A 19,295-nucleotide genomic window follows, 5' to 3' on the forward strand; every position below is an offset into this window, starting at 1 on the left:
CGGGCACCAGACTATCGGTCAGCCGAGCTGGGCCTTGTAGGCCTCCACGTCCATCAGCTTGTCGAGCTCGGCGGGGTCGGACACCTTGACGGTGAACATCCAGCCGGCCTCGTAGGGGTCGGAGTTGACGGTCTCGGGGGTGCTGTCCAGCTCCTCGTTGACCGCGACGACCTCGCCGGAGACCGGGGAGTACAGGTCGGAGACCGACTTGGTGGACTCCACCTCGCCGCAGGACTCGCCCGCGGCAACGGTGTCACCCACGGAAGGCAGGCTCACGTAGACGACGTCACCCAGCGCGTCCTGCGCGTAGGCCGTCACACCCACCTTGGCCTGGTCGCCGTCGACGGCGATCCACTCGTGCTCCGGGGTGTAGCGCAGGTTCTCGGGGTAGGTCAGCTCCGACATGTCGCTCCTTGTGTGGGTCGGATGGCGTCCGGCGGCGACGGGTCCTCCCTAGGGAGCACGCCCCGTCGTCGGGGCCGGCACGGGTTGAGCGTGGTGCGGCTGCGTCGGCGTCGCCAACGCGTCCACGGTGATCGTAGCGGCACGGGCGACCGTCGCCACCGCACCCTCCTGCTTCATGCTCTCGACGACCCCGCCGGGGATCCTCATGGCCGCGTCCATCGTCGCCGGGTCCCCGATCGCCTTGATGACGTATGGGGAGGAGAGCTTGGTCCCAGAAGCCTGCACGTCCCCTCCCGACCCGCCGAACCAGGTGCTGGCGACGACGCGGGTGGAGCCGACCTGGATGGCCTCGGCGCCCGCGTCGCGCAGCTCCTGCACGGCATCCATGATCCGGGACCCGTCGACCTTGCCCTTGGGGTCGGTGACCGTCACCGTGACGCCGGGGCCGGTCGCCGCAGCGGTGCCCGCGAGCATGGAGAGGGTGTCGAGGCGTTCCTTGGCGGCCTGGACGGCGGACTCGTCCCGCTGCGAACCGTTGACGAGCTCGTCCCGCGTCGCCTGCAGCTTGCGCGCGTCTGCGTCCAGCCGGTCCGCCCGGGAGTTCTGGTCGTCCAGGATGCGTACGAGGTCGGTGGTGCGCAGGGTCTCCAGCCCACGTCGGCTCTGGGACTGCACCTGGGTCGCCAGCGCGAAGCCGAGGAGCAGGGCCAGTCCGGTGGCTGCGAGGTTGGCCCTGGTGAGGCGCGGACGCCCCATCCGAGCCAGGCGGGACCAGGATCCGCGCTGAGCGGGACGCGACGGCCCGTCAGCCGCCCCTGGAGCGGCGTCCACGGGGGTCCGGGTGTCGGTGAGGGGCACGTCGGACCCCTCCTGCGCAGCGGTCGCTCCTAGGTCCGTCGGGGGCGCCGGGCGCGCGGGCGTCGCCGTTCCAGGGGTGGAGGCCCCAGGGGTGGAGGCCCCAGGGGTGGAGGCCCCAGGGGTGGAGGCCCCAGGGGTGGAGGCCCCAGGGGTGGACACGGCCGGGACCGTCGCCGAGGCAGGGGCCGGGGCCGAGGCGGCCGCCGTGACCGGGGCGGCGGCCGGATCGGGTCGTGCCGGCGCCACCGGAGGCGTCGTCCGGCGAGCCTTCGCCGGGTCGGTCTGCGCGGGACGAGCCTTCGCCGGTCCGGCCGACGCAGCTCCGTCCTTGGCAGGCCCGGCCGACGCAGCTCCGTCCTTGGCAGGCCCGGCCGACGCAGCTCCGTCCTTGGCAGGCCCGGCCGACGCAGCTCCGTCCTTGGCAGGCCCGGCCGACGCGCGCTCCGGCGCCGCAGGACTCGTCCTCCCTCCGACGGCACCCGCTGCGGCACCGGTTCCGGCGTCCGCCGAGACCGAGTGAGCAGGGGCACCCAGGGTCTTGGTCTCCGGCGCCTCGCCGTGAGCGGCAGCGTCCGTCGGGGCCGGGGGCGCCGTGGACCGCGCGGTCGCGTCGTCCTGAGCGGTCTCGACGTCCCGCGGCGCGGCCTGCTCGCGCCGGACCGCGGCGGGCGACGGTTGGGCCGCCCTGACAGCCTGCCCGACCTTGGCGAGCTGGCCAGCGGCACCGTCCCGGGCCCGGTCCCCCGGCCGCGCTGGGGTGGGCTGGGAATCGGCGGGCGGGTGCGCCAGGCCCGTGCCTGCCGCGACGTCACCGGCCGGTGGGGTCGCCCGCCGCGGCGAGGCGTCGTCCTGCGCGGACGCAGCCTCCGCCGGGGTGGACAGAGGTGCTGCTGAGGGCGCAGCCGCGGACGTCACCCGGTGCGCCCGGCTGGTCGCGTGCTGCAGCGCTGCGGCGAGACCCCGCGCGCGCGTCTTCCCGGGCGTGACCTGACGCCCCGGGAGAGGCGTCTCGGCGTTGCCCGCCTCCTCGGCGACCTGGGCGTCGCCAGACTGCCGGGCCTCCCGGTTCGGCCGGGTCTGCCCGGCAGACGGGGCGGCGTCGTGCTGCCCCGCCCGAGCCTGCCCCGCCCGACCTGGTTCCGCCCGAGCCTGCTCCTGCTGGCCCGGCTGGACGGGCAGGGGCTCCGTCGGGGCGGACGACGACGGGACCGGCTGGGTCTCCTCCTCGTGGGCAGCGGTCGAGGCGGGGCGACCAGACGTCGGCATACCGCTGCCGTCCGCCGCCTGCTCCCCCGGGCGGGGCCGCCGCGATGCGGGGTTCTTGCGGCTCCTCATGCGTGGAAGAGGTGTCGGCGGATGGACGCGACGTTGGAGAAGATGCGGACGCCCAGCACCACGACCACGCCGGTGGACAGCTGCGCGCCGACCCCGAGCTGATCACCGAGGAACACGATGAGGGCGGCGACGACCACGTTGGACAGGAAGGAGATCACGAACACGCGGTCGTTGAAGATCCCGTCGAGCACGGCGCGCACCCCGCCGAACACCGCGTCCAGGGCGGCGATCACCGCGATCGGCAGATAGGGCTGGAGCCACGGGGGGACGGCTGGATCGAGGAAGACCCCGACCGCGATGCCGATCAGGAGACCGAGGGCAGGGATCACGGGTGGACCTCCGACGTGCGGGTGGTGGCGGCGGGCGTCCCCGTGCGGGACGTCCTGCCGGGGGCGGGTGTGCTCGTCGGCCGCGCCAGCGGCTGGACGGGGCGCGCATAGCGCAAGGTGATGGAGGAATCGCCGTTCATGCCCAGCGAGCGCTCCTCGACGACCGTGTGCCGGATGCCGACCTGGTCGTCGAGCTGCTTGAGCAGACGGCCGCCCTCCGTCTGGGGGAAGCGGGAGCGCAGCGACTCCGCGTCACCGATGGCGTGGATGAGGTAGGGCCGGGTGAGGGGTCGGTAGTCGACCAGGATCGCCTCCCCGGCGAACCGGACCGCCGAGGTGGCCGTGAGGCGGTTGCCGTTGATGTCGATGGCCTCGGCCCCGGCCTGCCACAACCCGTTGACGACGGCCTGGAGGTCCCCGGACTGCACGCGGCCCTGGTCCGGCTCGTCGGTGTCCGACGGCGTGGCACCGGCGTCCCGGGAGTCGTCGACGGTCACGGTGATGCCGGGTCCGGAGACGGCGGTCGCGGCGGCGGCCATCTCGGCCGCACCGAGCCGGCCGGCCAGGTCGCGCTGCGCCCCGGTGTCGAGGGCACGGCGCTGGGCGGCGGCGATCTCGGCCTCCCAGGCTGCGATCTGCGCCTCCATGGCGTCGCCGTCGCGCTGGCGACGCTCGATCTGCCCGATGAGGGCCGAGCGCTGCTGGACGACGGTGGCCTTGGGCTGCCGCAAGGCCGTGGCCGCCCCGGCCATGAGCAGGCCGATGAGGAACATCACGACCGTCACCCGGGGCGTCACCCCGTGAGGCGTGCGGGACAGGCCGGCGGACTGGCGGCGGTCCGCCTCCGCGGCGTACGCCGGGTCCAGGGGCCGCTTCATCATCTCGGTGAGGAGAGTCATGGACTCGTCCGGGCGACGCGGACGCTGCGACGTGGCCGGCATGTCAGCGCTCCTCCCCGAGTTCGCGCACCACCTGCTGCGCCTGGATGTCATACATGATCGCGGAGAGCCAGTACAGCCCCAGGCCCCACCACGCGAAGGCCCATCCCATCACGAGAGCACCCCGCTGCGGCAGTCCCTCCCCCGCCCCGATCAGGAGCAGCGGGAAGGCCACCAGCAAGGCGCAGGTCGCTGCCTTGCCCAGGAAGGTCACCGGCAAGGAGCTCAGGCCGTGCCGCCGCAGCCGGATCAGCTCTGCGACACCCCACAGGTCTCGTGCCACGAGCGCGGCGACGAGCCACCAGGGCACGAGGTCGCGGAGCAGCAGACCGAGGAGGGTCGAGACGACGAGGAGTCGGTCGGCGATCGGGTCGAGGACCAGCCCCAGCCGCGAGACCTGACCGTAGCGACGAGCGACCACGCCGTCCAGCCAGTCCGTCAGACCGGAGCCCACGAGGACCCAGGACGCCGCGGTGTCGGCGCGCCGGACCAGGAGCAACCACAGGAAGACCGGGACCAGGAGGATGCGCAGTCCGCTCAGCAGGTTGGGCACCGTGAGCACCCGGTCGTCGGGCAGCGGTCCCCGCTCGTCGGCCTGCTCGTGCTCGCTCCGGTCCACCACGGGACCAGGCTAGGGCGCGATGCACCGTCCCCGTGGACCGGCCCGCGGGGGTGGACGCCCCCGGGGTCCTGGAAGTCCGCAGGTCCGGCCATGCCGGGGGCGCTCGTGGCAGGATGCGGCGTATGACGACGTCCGCGCGCCTTGCTGCCCTGTCCGACCGGGGTCGGGTCAGCGACCACAACGAGGACTGCTACGCCACCCACGACGACCTCTGGATCGTGGCCGACGGGATGGGTGGTCACGCCAGCGGCGAGGTCGCCAGCCGGGTGGCGGTGGACTCGGTGGTCCGGTCCCTGACCGAGATGGCGCCGGACCGGGCCCTCGTCGAGCAGCTGCGCGACGCGGTCGTGGGCGCCCGGGGCGCGCTGCTGGACCACGTGCGCGCCTCGCCGCAGGACGCGGGCATGGGGACGACGCTGGTGACGGCCGCGCGCCGGGGCGAGGAGCTGGCGGTGGCCTGGGTGGGCGACAGCCGGGCGTACCTGCTCGACGACGACCGGCTGCAGCTGCTGACCACCGACCACAACGTCGCCGAGGAGATGCTCGCGCTGGGCATGATCGACGCCGAGCAGGCTCGCACCCACCCCGGGCAGTACCGCCTGACGCGCGCCCTCAGCGGGGACAGCGACATCGACGCCACCCCGGACGCCGTCAGCGTCCCGGCGCGGGGTCGGCTGCTCCTGTGCTCGGACGGGCTCAACGGCGAGCTGTCCGCGGACACCATCGGTGGGCTGCTCGGTGAGGCAGACCCCGGGACCGCTGCTCGCGCCCTCGTCCATGCCGCGCTCGACGCGGGGGGCAGGGACAACGTCACCGTGGTGGTCGTGGACCTGTGAGGCGCACGGTCGCCCTGCTCGTGGCGCTCGCCGCCGTGCTGGGCGGGTGCGGCCCGACGCAGCCGGACGTCCGGCCGTCCACGCTGCAGGTGACCCTCCCGGGTGACGTCCCGCCGTCGGCCCGCGACGACCAGCTGCCTCAGGTGCACCAGCCCGACGCCCCGCCTGCGCCCACGGGTGCCGGGGTGGCGAGCTCCTCGGTCGGGCGGGCGGGTCCGCCCCGGTGGCGCTCCGCGTGGTGGCGTGACGAGTGGCCGGTCGTGGCGCGTCACGGGTGCACCGACGTCGGCGGCCGCCCGCACGACCCGCGCTGCCCCGGCACCCAGGGATTCCGGCACGGCACGGAGATCGCGATGGCGTGCGGCACGGTCGTGACGTCCGGCGTGGACGGCGTGGTGCTGGACCCCGCGACGCCGACGACCCCGGGCCCGGCATACGGCCCGAACGCGCTGCGGGTGCGCACCGGCACCCCCGCGGCTGACGTCGTCCTGGGGCACGCGCGCCGGCTGCTCGTGCGGCCGGGGCAGCGGGTGGAGGTCGGCACCCCGTTGCTCGAGGCCGGCGACCCGGCCTCGGAGGGCGGCTGCCGGGTGTCGTTCGAGGTGCGCGCCGTCGGCGGCGACGTGACCACCGCGCAGGACCCGGCCCGGGTCCTCGCCCTCACGGCGGACTGAGCGCGCTCAGCGACCCGCCATCGGCCACCGGGTCAGCCGGTCGCGCAGCTCGGTCGTGGTCCGCAGACCCCGGCGCGAGGCCTGTCCCACGCGCATCAGCACGGCCGCCGCGCTCGACCCGAGGACCAGCCCGATGGCGATGGCGCACAGGACGCTGATCGACAGGCCCAGGGTCGGCCCGGCGAGGTCCGGCTCCAGGCCGAGCTGGGTCACGGACATGACCCCGAGCGAGCCGGGCACCAGCAGCCAGAAGCTCGGCAGGAAGACCACGAGCCTCGGCAGGGCGGGCCGCAGCGCCTCCACCACCTGGGCGCCGAAGCTCGCGGCGATGGCGCCGAGCAGCGCGCCGAACCACGGGCTGGGCACGAGGACCTGGCCCAGCACCTGCCCGCCGAAGGTGATGGACAGGATCGCGAGGACCCACGGCACCAGGTGCGGCGGGATCGACTCCATCAGGCTCATCCCGCTGGTCAGCAGCAGCAGGCCGAGGATCGCGGCCCACCAGCCCAGGTCGTCGGCGCGCACGTTCAGCAGCATCGTGCTGTCGGCGGACAGCAGCACCGCGGCGGCGCCGACGCCGAGGGAGAACAGCAGCACCTGCGTCGCCCCGAAGATCAGGCGTGAGGACCCTGCCACCATCTCCCCCGCCGCGAGCTCGGACAGGCCGGTCACGAGCAGCCCGCCCGGCAGCAGGACCGCGAGCGGCGGCAGCAGGCTGCGCAGGGGACCGGTGAGCAGGCCGTGCTGGGCGGCCCAGAAGGCACCCAGGCTCACGCAGAAAGCCGCGACGCAGGGAAAGATCATCGACGCGAGGCGGTGCCGCGAGCTGAAGCGCATGAGCAGCACCACGAGGGGGCTGCACAGCACCGAGAACACCACGCTGCGCAGGGAGGGCTGCAGGATCATCGCGATGCCGGCGGCGACGAGCGCCCCGCCGACATACATCCCCTGGACGTCGTAGCGGTGCGGCCGGGCCCGCATCGCCACCAGCTGCTCCAGCGCCTGCGTCGCGTCCAGGTCCCCGTCCTCGACCCCGCGCTGGATGGCGTTGACCTCGGCGCTCTGGTCCAGGCGAAGCGGTCCCTCCACCGACTCGAAGGTCGCGGGCGAGCCGTACCCCAGCGACAGGACCACGCCGGTCGGCAGCGCCTGCACCTGGCAGCCGGCGTGGCCGAGGCGGCGGGCGGCACGCCGGACGTCGGCCTCGACCTCATGGACGGGCATGCCCCCGGCGATCAGGGCCACGGCGAGGTAGACGAGCAGGCGTCGGGTCTGGCGCTCGTCCGGGGCGGGGGCGGCGGCGTGGGTCGGCACGAGGCCCCAGGCTACCGTGCGTGACTGGGCGGCGGGGCCACCTGGCTCCCGGCCGGGGGGTTGCCGGAGCAGCTGGTCGGGGCTACCCTGGGCGTGCGGACCCGTCCTGCGCACGCAGGGAAACGGGTCCAGCTTTTTTGCGCGGGTATGCCGACCCCCGACCCCCGCTCAGGTCGGTCGCCCGGGACGCCATCCCTGGAGCCCGATCCAGATCAGGACCGCCGCCGCAGGCAGCTCGACGACGAGCCCCATGACGACGGCGGCCGCGATGTCCTCGGCCGATCCCCGCGAGGTGACGACGTCCTGCAACGCGTCGTAGACGAACAGCGGCGCTCCGGCCACGGCCGCCGTTGCAGCGAGGCGGACGCGATCCACTGCACCCGGCGGGCGTCGCGCCGGATCAGGCCGGGTCGAGGTGGTTGAGGTCGTCCAGGCGGCAGACCTGGTGGGTGTGGCTGTCCGGGTCCCTCCGCAACCAGGTGATGCTCCCCGCGCGGACGGGGAAGTCCGCGCGGCCGGCGGACACGAGGGGTACGCCGATCCAGGCGGCGATCAGGAAGGTGACCGTGCCGCTGTGCGTGACGACGATCTGGTGCTGCGCGTCCGAGCTCAGCAACCGCTCCATGGACCGGTGGGCCCGTTGCGCCAGCTGCCACCTCGTCTCCGCGCCGGCGAGACCCTCGTCGTGGTGGAGCCTTTCCCCGACCCCGGGCAGCGGCCGGGAGCGTTCGCAGAGCCAGGCGTGAGGTCTGCCCTCGGCCTCTCCGTACGACCTCTCCTGCAGGTCGCGGTCGACCGTCACCGGGGAGCCGACCACGCCCGCGATGAGGTCCACCGTCTGCCGCGCCGCCCGGCAGGAGCGTCCGCACGCGCGGGTGGAGCCTGGAGCCGGGGATCCGGTCAGGACCCGGCAAGAGGGTCGGTCACCTCAGGCGGAGCAGGCCGCTCGTGGGGCGGGGTGGCCTCCGGCGAGGCCACCCCGCTCCCGGGAGGGTCAGCGGGCCTTGGCGGCCGCCAGCCGGGCCTCGAGCGCGGCCTGGGCGGCCAGCGCCTTGAGCTCGCGGCGGGTCAGGGTGGCCTGGGTGCGGGCGCGGTGCTTCAGACCGGGCTTGCCCTCGGTGTCGACCATGCCGAGCAGGGCGCCACCGGCCAGGCCGAGGTTCTTGTAGAACTGGATCTGCTGCATCTGGCGGGCCTGCGGGTCGGTCTCCTTCCAGAACGCGTGCCCCGCGAGGGTGGTCGGCACCATGGTGGCGGCGAGCACGGCGCTGGACAGGCGCGGGAGCCGACCGAGGGCGAACAGCGTGCCGGCGCCCACCATCGCGGCGCCGCTGGCCTTGACGAGCAGCTCGTCGGACAGCTCGACGCCGGTGAGGTCCGTGACCGTGGTGCGCACCGGCTCGAGGATCGGCCGGCCGAGCTGGACGTGGTGCTCCAGGCCCTTGAAGTGGCCGATGCCGCCGGTGACGTAGATCGCGGCGAGCATGGGGCGGGCGAGACGACGGACGACAGACATGAGGCTCCTTGCGGCTGCGGGTGACGCCTGGTCGGACTCGAGGGAGGACCAGGCGTGCTGAAGAGGTCACCCTAAGCCACGAGTCGGGGCGGCCCCTCCCCTGCGCCCGCCGCCCGGCCGCGCTGGCGTCATACGGCCAGGGGCCCACCGAGCACGTCGATCTCCCGCAGCCGGGAATACCACCCGTGCGCGAAGGCCTTGGCCGGCTCCTGCAGGATCTCCTGGTAGGCCGAGTAGGCGACCATGTCGGCCATCTGCAACCACTGGCTGCGCGAGCTGTGCTGGAACATCGGGTCCTCCACGATCCGCCGGGTCCGCAGCCGCAGCGCCCGGTGCGCCCCGAGATAGCCCGTGTCGGTGCCGTCGCCGTCCATCACCACGATCCCGAGCTCCCCGGCGCCGGCGAGGTGTCCGTCCAGCACGCTCACGAGCTCGCCGTAGACCCGCAGCCGCTCCGCGCGGTAGTCCCCGCGACGCCCGGTGGTGCGGGCATAGACGGTCCCGACCCGCAGGCAGCCGGCGCCCGCGATCGCGTCCAGGCCCTGGACGAAGACCGCGCGCCGTCGGGCCTTGGAGGCATTCCACTCGTCGTTCAGGCTCGGGCGACCGCGGCCGTTGACGAAGCTCGTCGAGTGGATCTCCACGGCCTTGCCGATCTGGTGCCGCTCCCACAGCAGGTCCCGCCAGTCCAGCCACCGGCCGAGCGCGATCGACCAGTCGCCGTCGACGAGCTCGACCCAGCTGTAGGCCACGATCCCGGAGATCTCGGCCCCCGAGTCGTCGACGTAGACCAGGCGCATGCGCCGCTCCCTTCGATGTGCCTCCATCCAAGCAGGCCCCACCGACACGGGGCCCACCGGCGATCGGCCGCGACCCGGTGACCCCGTGAGAGGGTGGGCCCGCACCACCGGACCCGACCTCGAGGAGCAGCCATGAGCGACCAGGACCAGACCATCGACGAGCGGGACAACGCCGAGTCCCGCGTCGCGGAGGGCGAGGCCAGCCAGACCCGCCAGGGCGCCAGCGAGGGTGGCCCCATCCCCGCGGACGCGCCCGCAGCCGGGCAGACCCCGGCCGAGAAGGACGCCGAGGACGGGATCACCGCCGCCGGCACCGGTGGCGGCAGCCCCCTCGCGGGCGTGCTCATCAGCGAGGAGGACGCGGCTGACGCGGTCCACGGCGACGAGGGCCCCGAGCACCCGGGCCGGCGCTCGCGGTCCTGAGCGCAGGTATGTCGAGACGCCCCGGTCCCCTCGTGACCGAGGCGTCTCGACGTGCAAGCGTGCGGGAGCGCGGAGCGAGCGGGGGTGCGGGGCGGTTCGGCATCCGGCCTGACACCGCCCTCCGTGTCAATCCCCCATCACCCACCGTGACGGGGTAGGAAGGACGGACCACGGCGGGACCACCGAAGGGCCCCGCACCGAGGAGGCCTCATGGCTCAGGTCACGAGTGGCGCCACCCGCTGGACCCGTCCCCCGTCCACCCCGCCCGGACAGGGGGTGTCCGGCAGCGGGCTCGGCCAGGGGCTGGAGCGCCGCCACCTGGACCTGATCGCGCTCGGCGGGGTCATCGGCGCCGGTCTGTTCGTGGGCAGCGGCGTCGTCATCCAGCACGCCGGTCCGGCCGCGATCGTGTCGTTCCTCGTCGCGGGCGTGATCACGGTGCTGATGATGCGGATGCTCGCCGAGATGGCCGTGAGCCGCCCGGTGGTGGGGTCCTTCTACGTCTACGCCCGCGAGGCCCTCGGCGCGCGAGGCGGATTCGTCGTCGGGTGGCTCTACTGGTACTTCTTCGTCATCGTGGTCGCCGTCGAGGCCGTGGCCGGGGCGCGGATCCTCGCCGGCTGGTGGCCCCAGGTGCCGGTCTGGGCCTTCGGGCTGGGGCTGCTGGTGACCCTCACCGCCACCAACCTCGTCTCGGCACGCAGCTACGGCGAGTTCGAGTACTGGTTCAGCTCGATCAAGGTCGTCGCGATCGTGCTCTTCCTGGCCGCCGGTCTGCTGTGGATCACCGGGCTGTGGCCGCGGTCCACGCCGGGGCTGTCGGGGCTGTGGTCGCACGGCGGCTTCGCGCCGCACGGGTGGGTCGCCGTGGTCACCGCGGTGGTGCCCTGCGTCGCGTTCTACACCGGCGCCGAGATCGTCACCATCGCCGCCGCCGAGTCGCAGGACCCGCGCGGCGCCGTCGAGAAGGCCATGCGCACCATCGTGCTGCGGGTCGTCACGTTCTACGTCGGGTCGGTCCTCGTCGTCGTGGCCGTGCGGGCCTGGGACGACCCCGAGATCGCCGTCTCCCCGTACGCCGCCGCGCTGCGCACCCTCGGCATACCCGGCGTGTCGACCCTGATGAACCTGCTCATCCTGACCGCCGTGCTCTCCTGCCTGAACTCCGCGCTGTTCACCGCATCGCGGATGCTCTACGCCCTCACCGGTTTCGGCGATGCCCCGCCGTGGTTCGCGCGGGTGTCGCGCAGCGGCGTCCCCCGACGCGCGATCGTCGCCGGCACCCTCGTCGGCTGGATCTCCGTCCTGGCGGCCGTCGTCTCCCCCGACGTGGTCTTCGCCTTCCTGATCAACTCCTACGGCGCCGTCATCCTGTTCGTCTACGTCGCCATCGCGGTCTCGCAGATCGTGCTGCGACGGCGCGGGCAGGCGGCCGGCGAGCCGCGCCCGGCGGTGCCGATGTGGGGCTTCCCGTGGCTGTCCTACGTCACGCTCGCGCTGCTCGTGCTGGTGGTCGTGGCGATGGGCCTGCTGCCGCAGACCCGCCCCCAGCTGCTCGTCTCCCTGCTGACGCTCGCGGTGGTGCTGGGCCTGTTCGAGCTGCGGGTGCGGCGCGGGCCGGACCCGGCGTCGAACCCCGCGCCCACCCGCGAGCACGCCTGACCCGTCCTGGACGGCCGGCAGGTATGGCGCCGCCCCCGGTCACCTGGCGGAGGTGACCGGGGGCGGCGACATACGGCCTGGTGGACCGGATCAGCGGGCGCTCAGCAGGGGCGCTCCTGCGGGGCCCGCGCCGCGGTCTGGGCGGGGTCGCGCTGGACGACCGAGCCGAGGGCCTCGTCGACGGCCTTCATGACCTCGTCGTCCAGGCGGACGCCCGCGGCCTTGACGTTGTCCTTGATCTGCTCGGGGCGCGAGGCGCCGACCAGGGCGGCGGCGACGTTGGGGTTCTGCAGGACCCAGGCCACGGCGAGCTGCGGCATGGTCAGGCCCGCCTGCTCGGCGACCGGCTTGAGGCCCTGCACCGCGGTGAGCACCTCGTCGCGCATCAGGTCCTTCATCGACTGACCCGCCTGCGCGTGGCCGGCGCGGGTGTCCTCGGCCGGCTGCTGACCGGGGAGGTACTTGCCGGACAGGACGCCCTGGGCCATCGGGCTCCACACGATCTGGGAGATGCCGAGCTCCGCGCACGCCGGGACGACCTCGCCCTCGATGACGCGCCACAGCATGGAGTACTGCGGCTGGCTCGAGATGAGCTGCACGCCCAGCTGCTGGGCGAGCGCGTGGCCCTGGCGGATCTGGTCGGCGGTCCACTCGCTGACGCCGATGTAGAGCGCCTTGCCCTGGCGGACGACGTCGGCGAAGGCCTGCATCGTCTCCTCCAGCGGCGTCTCGGTGTCGAACCGGTGCGCCTGGTAGAGGTCGACGTAGTCGGTCTGCAGTCGCCGCAGCGAGCCGTCGATCGACTCCATGACGTGCTTACGCGACAGACCGCAGTCGTTGTGCCCGCCGGGGCCGGTGGGCCAGTAGACCTTGGTGAAGATCTCCAGGGACTCGCGGCGCTCGCCCTTGAGCGCCTCGCCGAGGACCGTCTCGGCCTTGGTGTTGGCGTAGACGTCGGCGGTGTCGAAGGTGGTGATCCCCTCGTCGAGCGCGGCGCGCACGCAGGCCTTGGCGGTGTCGTTCTCGACCTGCGACCCGTGGGTCAGCCAGTTGCCGTAGGTGATCTCCGAGATCTTCAGTCCGCTGTTGCCGAGGTATCGAAACTCCATGCCCGCGACCTTAGTCCTCGGGCTGCGGCTCCGGGGTGCTGAGCACGAGGAATCCCTGGTGCTCGGAGGGGACCAGGCTCAGCTCGTGGCGGTAGAGCCGGGCGAGGTAGTCCACCGGCTGGTGGTAGACGAACACCGACGGTCCCTCCCCCACGATCGCCGGGGTGTCGACGAAGAACGGCAGCTCGTCCAGGAAGTACTCCACCGCCAGCTCGGCCTGCTCGGCGGTCGGCTCGCCGCCGTCCGGGATCTTGCCCGCAAGCACCCAGCGGGAGGTGTCCAGCGTCGCGGCACGGAAGGCGGCGTCGTCGGCGAAGCGCTCCCGTCCCTCGCGGGCGAGGCGCTGGTACTGCTCGTTGGCGGCCAGCGGCTCGCTCCACTGCAGGTAGGGCTCGGGGTCCTCCACGCCCGCCTTGCCGAGGGCGGTGCGGATCTTGTTGAGGACGTAGGCGCCCTGGCGTCGGGCCTTGGTGCGTGCCTTGCCCTCGGCATACCCGAGCGCGCGGAAGGTGTGCTGGGGGGACAGGTCGGGGACGTAGAAGCTGACCGACGGATAGGTCTCCAGCCCCCAGCGCACGAGCAGGTCGATGCGCGGCTGGGTGTAGTAGCCGTTGAAGGGGCTGATGCCCAGGCACACGTGCCGGGCCAGGTCGGCCACCTGGGCGCAGCGGGGGGTGAGGGGGGTCGCGACGAATCCGTCGAGCGTCGCGGCGGGGGTGACGGGGGTAGCCACGGCGGTCATGGCTCGCTCCTCGGGGTAGGGGCGGGGAGAGGATGAATCGATCGTCACGGGATGGTCACGACCGACTCAACACATTGCGCCCAAAGTGTGACAAATCATCACGGAGAGCGCCAAGGTGTCTGGTGGCGGACCGCCGTTCCGGGCACCGGCGACCGACCGCGGTCACCTGCCGCGAGGGCCCCCTCGCGAGACGGCGCAGGTCCGCGAGGTAGCGCCGGCCGAGCACCGGGCGGCGTCCGCGACGTCGTCGAGGCGGACTGCGACGATGTCGAGGACCCCTGACCTGTCGATCCCCCTCCGAGGAGAACCCACCATGATCCAGCCGCCCAGCCCCCACGTCCGCCACCAGGAGCCGAGCAGCCCGCTGGCACCGGCCCTGCGCGCCCTCGAGGACGCCTCCGCCCTCGACCCCGTCGTCGACCTCGGTGACCGTGTCGCCGAGGCCGTCACCTCCTCCCCCGCCGTCCGCGACGCCCTGCGGGGCGCCTGGCTCGGCCACGCCCTGCACCCGCTGCTGATCGAGGTGCCGATGGGCACCTGGACGAGCGCGGCCGTGCTCGACCTGGCCGGCGGCGAGTCCGCCCGCGACGGCGCCCGGTTGCTCACCGGGGTGGGCCTGCTCGCGGCGGTGCCCGCCGCGCTCAGCGGATGGGCGGAGTATGCCGGGACCGACCAGTCCTCCCGCCGGGTGGGCGTGATCCACGCCGGCGCCAACGCCGTCGGCGCCGGGCTGCAGCTCGCCTCCTGGTCCGCCCGCCGCGACGGCCGCCACCGCCTGGGCGCGGCGCTCGGGATGACGGCCCTCGGGGTCGTCGGCGTCGCGGGCTACCTGGGCGGGCACCTCGCCGTCGCCCGCAAGGTCGGCACCCACGACCCGTCGTTCACGCCGGACGCGGCCCGCAACGCCCGCTGAGGGACCGCTGTTCGCCATACCGACCACGACCGAGGAGCCGCACCCCCGACCCACGGGTGTGCGGCTCCTGCGGCGTCGCGAGCAGATCCCGGGCCACCCCTGGACCGATAGGTTGGCCCCATGTCGCACCAGACCTGGCGCCACCTGTCCGCCGACGAGGTCTCGGCCCTGCTGCCCGACCCCGTCACCGCGACCGACCTGGCCGAGCAGGCCCTGGTCGCCCTCGCCGGGCGACGCGCGGACGTGCCGCCCAAGCCCGCCGTCACGCTGCCCGGCGGCGGCTTCGCCAACGCCATGCCCGCCGGCCTGGCCGACCAGGGCCTGGTCGGGTGCAAGTGGCTGACCGTGCTGCCCGACAACCCCGCCCGCGGGCTCCCCGCCATCCAGGGCCTGATGATCGTCAACGACGCCCGCACCGGCGAGGTCCGCGCGGTCCTGGACGCCGCGGCGCTGACAGCCCTGCGGACCGCCGCGGTGACCGGGGCCTGCGTGCGGCGGCTCGCGGACCTGGATGCCCCGGTCGCCTTCCTGGGGACGGGGGTGCAGGCGCGCTCGCACCTGTCGGTGCTCGCCGCCCTCGGGGTCGCCCGGGTGCGGGTCTACGGCCGGCGGGCGACGGCGCGCGCGGAGCTGGGCCGGTGGTGCGCCGCGAACGTCCCCGACCTGCCGGTGACGCTGGTCGACGACCCCTACGACGCGGTGTCCGACGCGGGCACGGTCGTGAGCGGCCTGCCGATCGGTCTGCGCGGCCAGGAGCTGGACCCGGCCCGGGTGCGCGACGACGTGCTGCTCCTGCCCCTGGACTATGCCAGCACCGTGGGCGCCGACCTCGCCCGCACCGCCACGCTGGTCAGCGACGACGTCGACCAGCTCGCCGCGGTCGCGCCGGACAAGCTCTCGCCGGACTATCCGGCGGCCGTCGGGTGGACGGGCGACGCGCTCCGGGCGCCGCGCCCGGCGGGTCGCCTCGTCTGCCAGAACCTCGGCAGCGGCGCCTGCGACCTGGTCCTCGCCGGCTGGGTGGCCGACGAGGCCGACCGCCGCGGCATCGGGCGGCTGCTCCCCCGCTGATCGCCGGTATGCCGCAGCGCCGGCCGGGACCCTCGGTCCGGTCACCGGGGTGACCGGTCTCAGCCCGCCGCGAGGGTGCGCACCGCCGCGCGATAGACCCACGGCGCCACCTCGGCCGCCTGCACCAGGTGCCCGCGCACCGGCGCGTGCCGGGTGGCCCCGACGAGCCCGGCGGTCAGCAGCCGCGCCGCCCGGCCGATGCGGCGATGGTCGGCGGCATAGGCCTGCGGGTCGTCCGCCACCACCGCCGACACGGCCGCCCGCGCCTGCCGCCAGCCGAGGGTGAGCCCCTCGCCGGTGAGTGCGTCGACATACCCCGCCGCGTCGCCGACGAGCAGCACCCGCCCGGCGACCGGCGCCGCCACCCGCTGCCGCAGCGGACCCGCCCCACGCACCCCGTCCACGGCCTCGGCGCCGGCGAGTCGCGCTGCCAGCAAAGGGAACTCGGCCAGCCGTTGGGCATACCCCTGCCCGCCGGGACCGAGCACCGCCACCCCGACCAGGTCGGTCGCGACCGGCGTGACATAGGCCTCGGCGACCGCTCCCCAGTGGACCTCGACGTCCGCGCTCCACGGCCGCACCCGGACGTGCTGCCGCAGCCCGTGTCGCCGCGGTCCGCGCGCCGGCAGCTCCAGGCCCAGCAGCCGCCGCACCGGCGAGTGCAGCCCGTCGGCGGCGACGACGTGCCCGGCGCGCCGCGAGCCACCCCCTGCCAGCCGCACCGTCACGCCCCGGTCGTCCTGCTCCACGCCGACCACCCGGTCCGCGACGACCGCCACCCCACGCTCGCGGGCCGCCGCATCCAACGAGACGTGCAGCGTGGTCCGGCGCACCCCCAGCCCCGGACGTGGCCCCAGCGAGGCGCGCACCGCCCGCCCGCCCGGGTCGTGATAGCTGATCCCCTGCAGCGCGCAGCCCTCCGGCCGGACCCCGAGCGCCGCGAGCTCGGCCACACCGGCCGGCATGATCCCCTCCCCGCAGGCCTTGTCCACAGGGGTCTCGCGTGGCTCGACGACGACGGTCCGCAGCCCGGCCCGGGCGGCGTGCAGCGCGGCGACCAGACCGACCGGTCCGCCGCCGACGACGACCAGGTCCGCGTCCGGGCCTGCCATCACGGCTCGCCGGTCAGCGCGGCCAGCGCCTGCTCCTCCACCCGCAGCCGGTGGGCGAGCAGAGCGGCGTTGGCGATCGTGAATCCCGTGGCCGTCCAGCGGGCGTCGTGCACCATCGGCAGCGCGATCCCCTCGGCCACGACGGCGACGTAGTTCGGGTGGTCCAGCCAGCGGTAGGGCCCGCCGGTGACCCGCGCGGCGCCGGGGACGACGATCACCCGGGTGTTCCACTGCGGCCCGAGGGTGCGGATGCACCACCAGCGCAGACCCTGCGTCGCGGCGACCGTGGCCAGGGCGGCCCAGCCGGTATGCCGGAAGCGTCGGTCGGCCAGGGGCACCTCGGCCAGGCACGCGGCGAGCAGGCCGGAGTGCAGCGCCACCATCACCGGGTAATGGCCCTGCCCCACCTCGTGGCCGCCGTGGGCGCGCGACCAGGCGGCGTTGCGGCGGGAGACCACCAGCTCGGCGACCCGCTCGGCGGCGACGAGGGCCACGAGCCCGGCATACGCCTGCCGGGACCTCACGACCGCTCCCCCGCGGCCTGCAGCAGCACCATCTCCAGGCAGAAGCCCGGCCCCATCGCCAGCAGCATCCCGAGGCTGCCGGGCTCGGGCGGGCGGGTGCGCAGGGTGTCGGCGAGCACGTGGAGCACCGACGCCGAGGAGAGGTTGCCGATGGCGGCCAGGCTGTCCCAGGTCACCCCGAGGGCCTCGCGGGGCACCTCCAGGGCCTCCTGCATGGCCTCGAGCACCTTGGGGCCGCCGGGGTGGGCGACCCACCAGGCGATGTCGGAGCGATCCAGGCCCCGGGCGGCGAGGAAGCCGTCGACGTCGTCGCGCAGGTGGGTGCGGACCAGCTCAGGCACCTCGACGCCGAGGACGATCCGCAGCCCGGTCTCGCCGACGTCCCAGCCCATGGCGCGCTCGGTGCCGTCGTAGAACCGCGACCGGGTGTCCAGCACCCGCGGCCCGCGCGCGATGTCGGTGTCGGTCGCGTCGCTGGTCCCGCCGCTGGTCCCGCGCAGGGTCGACGCCCGCGCCCCGCCCGCCAGCACGACCGCCGCGGCGCCGTCGCCGAACAGCCCGCTCGCCACCATGTTGGCCGGCGAGGTGTCGTCGCCCTGCACCGTCAGGCTGCACATCTCGGCCGCGACGAGCACGGCGACGTGGCCGGGGTGGCCGAGCAGGTGGTCGTGCACCCGGGCGATGCCCGCCGCGCCGGCGACGCAGCCGAGCCCGACGAGCGGCATCCGGCGCACGTCCGGGCGCATCCCCAGCCGGGCCACGATCCGGGCGTCCAGCGACGGGACCGCCAGCCCGGTCACCGTGGCGACCACCAGCAGGTCGACGTCCTGCACCCCGAGCCCGGCCGCAGCCAGCGCCTCCTGGACCGCCTGGCAGCCCAGGTCCACGGCCGCGGTGATGAACGCGTCGTTCGCCTCTGCGAAGCCGCCCAGCTCGGCATACCGCTCCAGCGGCAGCGCGAGGTGCCGGGTGCTGACGCCCGCGTTGGCATGGACCTGGTCGAGCAGCCGGCGTCGCCCGCCGGTGTCCGCGCCGGTCACCGCCGCGAAGGTCTCGGTGATCTCGGCCTGGGGATAGGCGTGCGGCGGGAGCACGCCCCGGGCCGCCACGATCACCGGCGCGCTGCCCGCGTCCCGCCCGTGCGCCCCGGCCCCTAGCGTGGGGGCATGCCCAGCACGCCGCGTCTGCTCGCCGCCACCTGCCACCTCGGACCCACCGTCCTGGTCACCGGCCTGGCCACGGCGCTCGCCGCCGGCCGGGGTCAGCCGCCGCGTCGCGTCGCCCTGATCTCCGCAGCCGTCCTGGCCGGGCAGCTCACCATCGGCTGGAGCAACGACCTGCTCGACGCCGACCGCGACCGCCGCGCCGGACGGCTCGACAAGCCGCTCGCCCTCGACCCCACGGCCCGGCGCCCGGTGCTGCTCGCCCTCGGTGCCGCCGGCGGCGCCTGCCTCCTGCTGTCGGGTCGGTGCGGTGGTCGCGCTGGTCTGGTCCATGTCGTCCTCGTCGTCGGATCGGGCTGGGCGTACAACGCCGGGCTGAAGCGCTCGACCGCCTCGATCCTGCCGTATGCCGTTGCGTTCGGGGGGCTTCCGCACGTGGTGACCCTCGCGGATCGACGCGACCCGGCCCCCGCCGCCGCCTGGCAGACGGCCGCCGGGGCCCTGCTCGGGAGCGCGGCGCACCTGCTCAACGCCCTGCCCGACCTGCGCGACGACGCCGCCACCGGGGTCCACGGCTACCCCCACCGCTGGTCCGAGCGGGCGCTGCGGGCCCAGTCCGCCGCAGCCCTCGCGGGCGCCCAGCTCGCCGTGCTCCGCGGCGTACGGCTGCCAGTCATCGGCCGGGTCGGGCTCGCCGCGGTGGCGGTCGCCCTGTCGGTGGGCGTCACCCGAGGGTCCGGCGAGGTGCCCTTCTGGTGCGCCGGGCTGATGGCGGCGACCGACGCGGCCGTGTGGGTCGCCGCCCAGCGCACCTCCGACGCCGCGCGCTCCTGACGCACCCCGCCCGCCCCCGCCATACCCCGTCCGCCGCACCGGTCAACGCGACGTCAGGGGCCAGGCTGGCCCCGAAAGGCACGTTCAGCCCCCTCTTGGAACGTGCCACGGGGCC

The 19,295-nt window shown here is 74.6% G+C and carries 22 protein-coding genes; 7 read left to right on the forward strand and 15 right to left on the reverse strand.

Annotated elements, in window-relative coordinates:
- Positions 1 to 18 precede the first annotated feature (18 nt).
- From gcvH to ACK2IS_RS09040, 5 genes are all read right to left on the reverse strand, one after another.
- Complete coding sequence (gcvH, locus tag ACK2IS_RS09020; RefSeq protein ID WP_409483013.1) at positions 19 to 405, reverse strand: glycine cleavage system protein GcvH; 387 nt, start codon at positions 403 to 405, stop codon at positions 19 to 21.
- Between the two features lie 48 nt (positions 406 to 453).
- On the reverse strand, positions 454 to 1,161 hold the full coding sequence (locus tag ACK2IS_RS09025; protein WP_409483014.1) for a DUF881 domain-containing protein: 708 nt from the start codon (positions 1,159 to 1,161) through the stop codon (positions 454 to 456).
- Positions 1,162 to 2,594: 1,433 nt separating this feature from the next.
- Positions 2,595 to 2,927: a small basic family protein gene (locus tag ACK2IS_RS09030; protein WP_241451433.1), complete on the reverse strand. Its 333-nt coding sequence runs from the start codon at positions 2,925 to 2,927 to the stop codon at positions 2,595 to 2,597.
- Positions 2,924 to 3,868 carry a DUF881 domain-containing protein gene (locus tag ACK2IS_RS09035; RefSeq protein ID WP_409483015.1) on the reverse strand — a complete coding sequence of 315 codons (945 nt, stop codon included), beginning with the start codon at positions 3,866 to 3,868 and terminating at the stop codon, positions 2,924 to 2,926. The genes ACK2IS_RS09030 and ACK2IS_RS09035 overlap by 4 nt, the downstream gene beginning before the upstream one ends.
- 1 nt (position 3,869) lies before the next feature.
- Positions 3,870 to 4,487: a CDP-alcohol phosphatidyltransferase family protein gene (locus ACK2IS_RS09040; protein WP_409483016.1), complete on the reverse strand. Its 618-nt coding sequence runs from the start codon at positions 4,485 to 4,487 to the stop codon at positions 3,870 to 3,872.
- Between the two features lie 122 nt (positions 4,488 to 4,609).
- Between ACK2IS_RS09040 and ACK2IS_RS09045 the strand changes: the two genes are divergently transcribed.
- Complete coding sequence (locus ACK2IS_RS09045; RefSeq protein WP_409483017.1) at positions 4,610 to 5,323, forward strand: PP2C family protein-serine/threonine phosphatase; 714 nt, start codon at positions 4,610 to 4,612, stop codon at positions 5,321 to 5,323.
- The gene (locus ACK2IS_RS09050; RefSeq protein ID WP_409483018.1) at positions 5,320 to 5,997 is read left to right on the forward strand and encodes a hypothetical protein; all 678 of its coding nucleotides are present in this window, start codon (positions 5,320 to 5,322) and stop codon (positions 5,995 to 5,997) included. The genes ACK2IS_RS09045 and ACK2IS_RS09050 overlap by 4 nt, the downstream gene beginning before the upstream one ends.
- Positions 5,998 to 6,003: 6 nt before the next feature.
- On the opposite strand, the gene ACK2IS_RS09055 is transcribed toward ACK2IS_RS09050, so the two are convergent.
- The 5 genes from ACK2IS_RS09055 to ACK2IS_RS09075 form a co-directional block, all read right to left on the reverse strand.
- Entirely contained in the window at positions 6,004 to 7,311 is a 1,308-nt protein-coding gene (locus ACK2IS_RS09055) for a threonine/serine exporter ThrE family protein (protein ID WP_409483019.1), read from the reverse strand.
- A gap of 168 nt (positions 7,312 to 7,479) precedes the next feature.
- Positions 7,480 to 7,653 carry a hypothetical protein gene (locus tag ACK2IS_RS09060; protein WP_409483020.1) on the reverse strand — a complete coding sequence of 58 codons (174 nt, stop codon included), beginning with the start codon at positions 7,651 to 7,653 and terminating at the stop codon, positions 7,480 to 7,482.
- Positions 7,654 to 7,711: 58 nt separating this feature from the next.
- Positions 7,712 to 8,215 (reverse strand): histidine phosphatase family protein, encoded by a 504-nt coding sequence (locus ACK2IS_RS09065; protein WP_409485651.1) that lies wholly within the window; start codon positions 8,213 to 8,215, stop codon positions 7,712 to 7,714.
- A gap of 90 nt (positions 8,216 to 8,305) precedes the next feature.
- Positions 8,306 to 8,827 (reverse strand): DoxX family protein, encoded by a 522-nt coding sequence (locus ACK2IS_RS09070; protein ID WP_409483021.1) that lies wholly within the window; start codon positions 8,825 to 8,827, stop codon positions 8,306 to 8,308.
- 128 nt (positions 8,828 to 8,955) lie between these two features.
- A complete protein-coding gene (locus ACK2IS_RS09075; RefSeq protein ID WP_409483022.1) occupies positions 8,956 to 9,627 on the reverse strand; it encodes a DUF3800 domain-containing protein in 672 nt (223 codons plus the stop codon).
- Positions 9,628 to 9,759: 132 nt separating this feature from the next.
- On the opposite strand from ACK2IS_RS09075, the gene ACK2IS_RS09080 reads away from it, so the two are divergent.
- Positions 9,760 to 10,050, forward strand: coding sequence for a hypothetical protein (locus ACK2IS_RS09080; protein ID WP_409483023.1), 291 nt, complete (start codon positions 9,760 to 9,762; stop codon positions 10,048 to 10,050).
- A 210-nt stretch (positions 10,051 to 10,260) separates the two neighbouring features.
- A complete protein-coding gene (locus tag ACK2IS_RS09085; protein WP_409483024.1) occupies positions 10,261 to 11,712 on the forward strand; it encodes an amino acid permease in 1,452 nt (483 codons plus the stop codon).
- A 101-nt stretch (positions 11,713 to 11,813) separates the two neighbouring features.
- Here ACK2IS_RS09085 and ACK2IS_RS09090 read toward each other — a convergent pair whose 3' ends face one another.
- Both ACK2IS_RS09090 and ACK2IS_RS09095 read right to left on the reverse strand, forming a co-directional pair.
- Positions 11,814 to 12,821 carry an aldo/keto reductase family protein gene (locus ACK2IS_RS09090; protein WP_409483025.1) on the reverse strand — a complete coding sequence of 336 codons (1,008 nt, stop codon included), beginning with the start codon at positions 12,819 to 12,821 and terminating at the stop codon, positions 11,814 to 11,816.
- A gap of 10 nt (positions 12,822 to 12,831) precedes the next feature.
- On the reverse strand, positions 12,832 to 13,563 hold the full coding sequence (locus ACK2IS_RS09095; RefSeq protein WP_409483026.1) for a tRNA-dependent cyclodipeptide synthase: 732 nt from the start codon (positions 13,561 to 13,563) through the stop codon (positions 12,832 to 12,834).
- Positions 13,564 to 13,876: 313 nt separating this feature from the next.
- Between ACK2IS_RS09095 and ACK2IS_RS09100 the strand changes: the two genes are divergently transcribed.
- Together ACK2IS_RS09100 and ACK2IS_RS09105 are read left to right on the forward strand one after the other, a co-directional pair.
- Positions 13,877 to 14,476, forward strand: a complete 600-nt coding sequence (locus ACK2IS_RS09100; RefSeq protein WP_409483027.1) for a DUF2231 domain-containing protein — start codon at positions 13,877 to 13,879, stop codon at positions 14,474 to 14,476.
- Between the two features lie 120 nt (positions 14,477 to 14,596).
- On the forward strand, positions 14,597 to 15,547 hold the full coding sequence (locus ACK2IS_RS09105; protein ID WP_409483028.1) for an ornithine cyclodeaminase family protein: 951 nt from the start codon (positions 14,597 to 14,599) through the stop codon (positions 15,545 to 15,547).
- A gap of 59 nt (positions 15,548 to 15,606) precedes the next feature.
- On the opposite strand, the gene ACK2IS_RS09110 is transcribed toward ACK2IS_RS09105, so the two are convergent.
- The 3 genes from ACK2IS_RS09110 to ACK2IS_RS09120 are packed head-to-tail and all read right to left on the reverse strand — an operon-like array spanning position 15,607 to position 18,388.
- The gene (locus ACK2IS_RS09110; RefSeq protein WP_409483029.1) at positions 15,607 to 16,659 is read right to left on the reverse strand and encodes an NAD(P)/FAD-dependent oxidoreductase; all 1,053 of its coding nucleotides are present in this window, start codon (positions 16,657 to 16,659) and stop codon (positions 15,607 to 15,609) included.
- A complete protein-coding gene (locus tag ACK2IS_RS09115; RefSeq protein ID WP_409483030.1) occupies positions 16,659 to 17,183 on the reverse strand; it encodes an isoprenylcysteine carboxyl methyltransferase family protein in 525 nt (174 codons plus the stop codon). The genes ACK2IS_RS09110 and ACK2IS_RS09115 overlap by 1 nt, the downstream gene beginning before the upstream one ends.
- Positions 17,180 to 18,388, reverse strand: a complete 1,209-nt coding sequence (locus ACK2IS_RS09120) for a type III polyketide synthase (RefSeq protein ID WP_409483031.1) — start codon at positions 18,386 to 18,388, stop codon at positions 17,180 to 17,182. Before ACK2IS_RS09120 ends, ACK2IS_RS09115 begins: the two co-directional genes overlap by 4 nt.
- Between ACK2IS_RS09120 and ACK2IS_RS09125 the strand changes: the two genes are divergently transcribed.
- Positions 18,350 to 19,180 (forward strand): UbiA family prenyltransferase, encoded by an 831-nt coding sequence (locus tag ACK2IS_RS09125; RefSeq protein ID WP_409483032.1) that lies wholly within the window; start codon positions 18,350 to 18,352, stop codon positions 19,178 to 19,180. The genes ACK2IS_RS09120 and ACK2IS_RS09125 overlap by 39 nt on opposite strands.
- The last annotated feature ends 115 nt before the right edge of the window (positions 19,181 to 19,295 follow it).

This window comes from Arsenicicoccus dermatophilus, from assembly GCF_046267915.1.
GTDB lineage: Bacteria > Actinomycetota > Actinomycetes > Actinomycetales > Dermatophilaceae > Arsenicicoccus > Arsenicicoccus dermatophilus_A.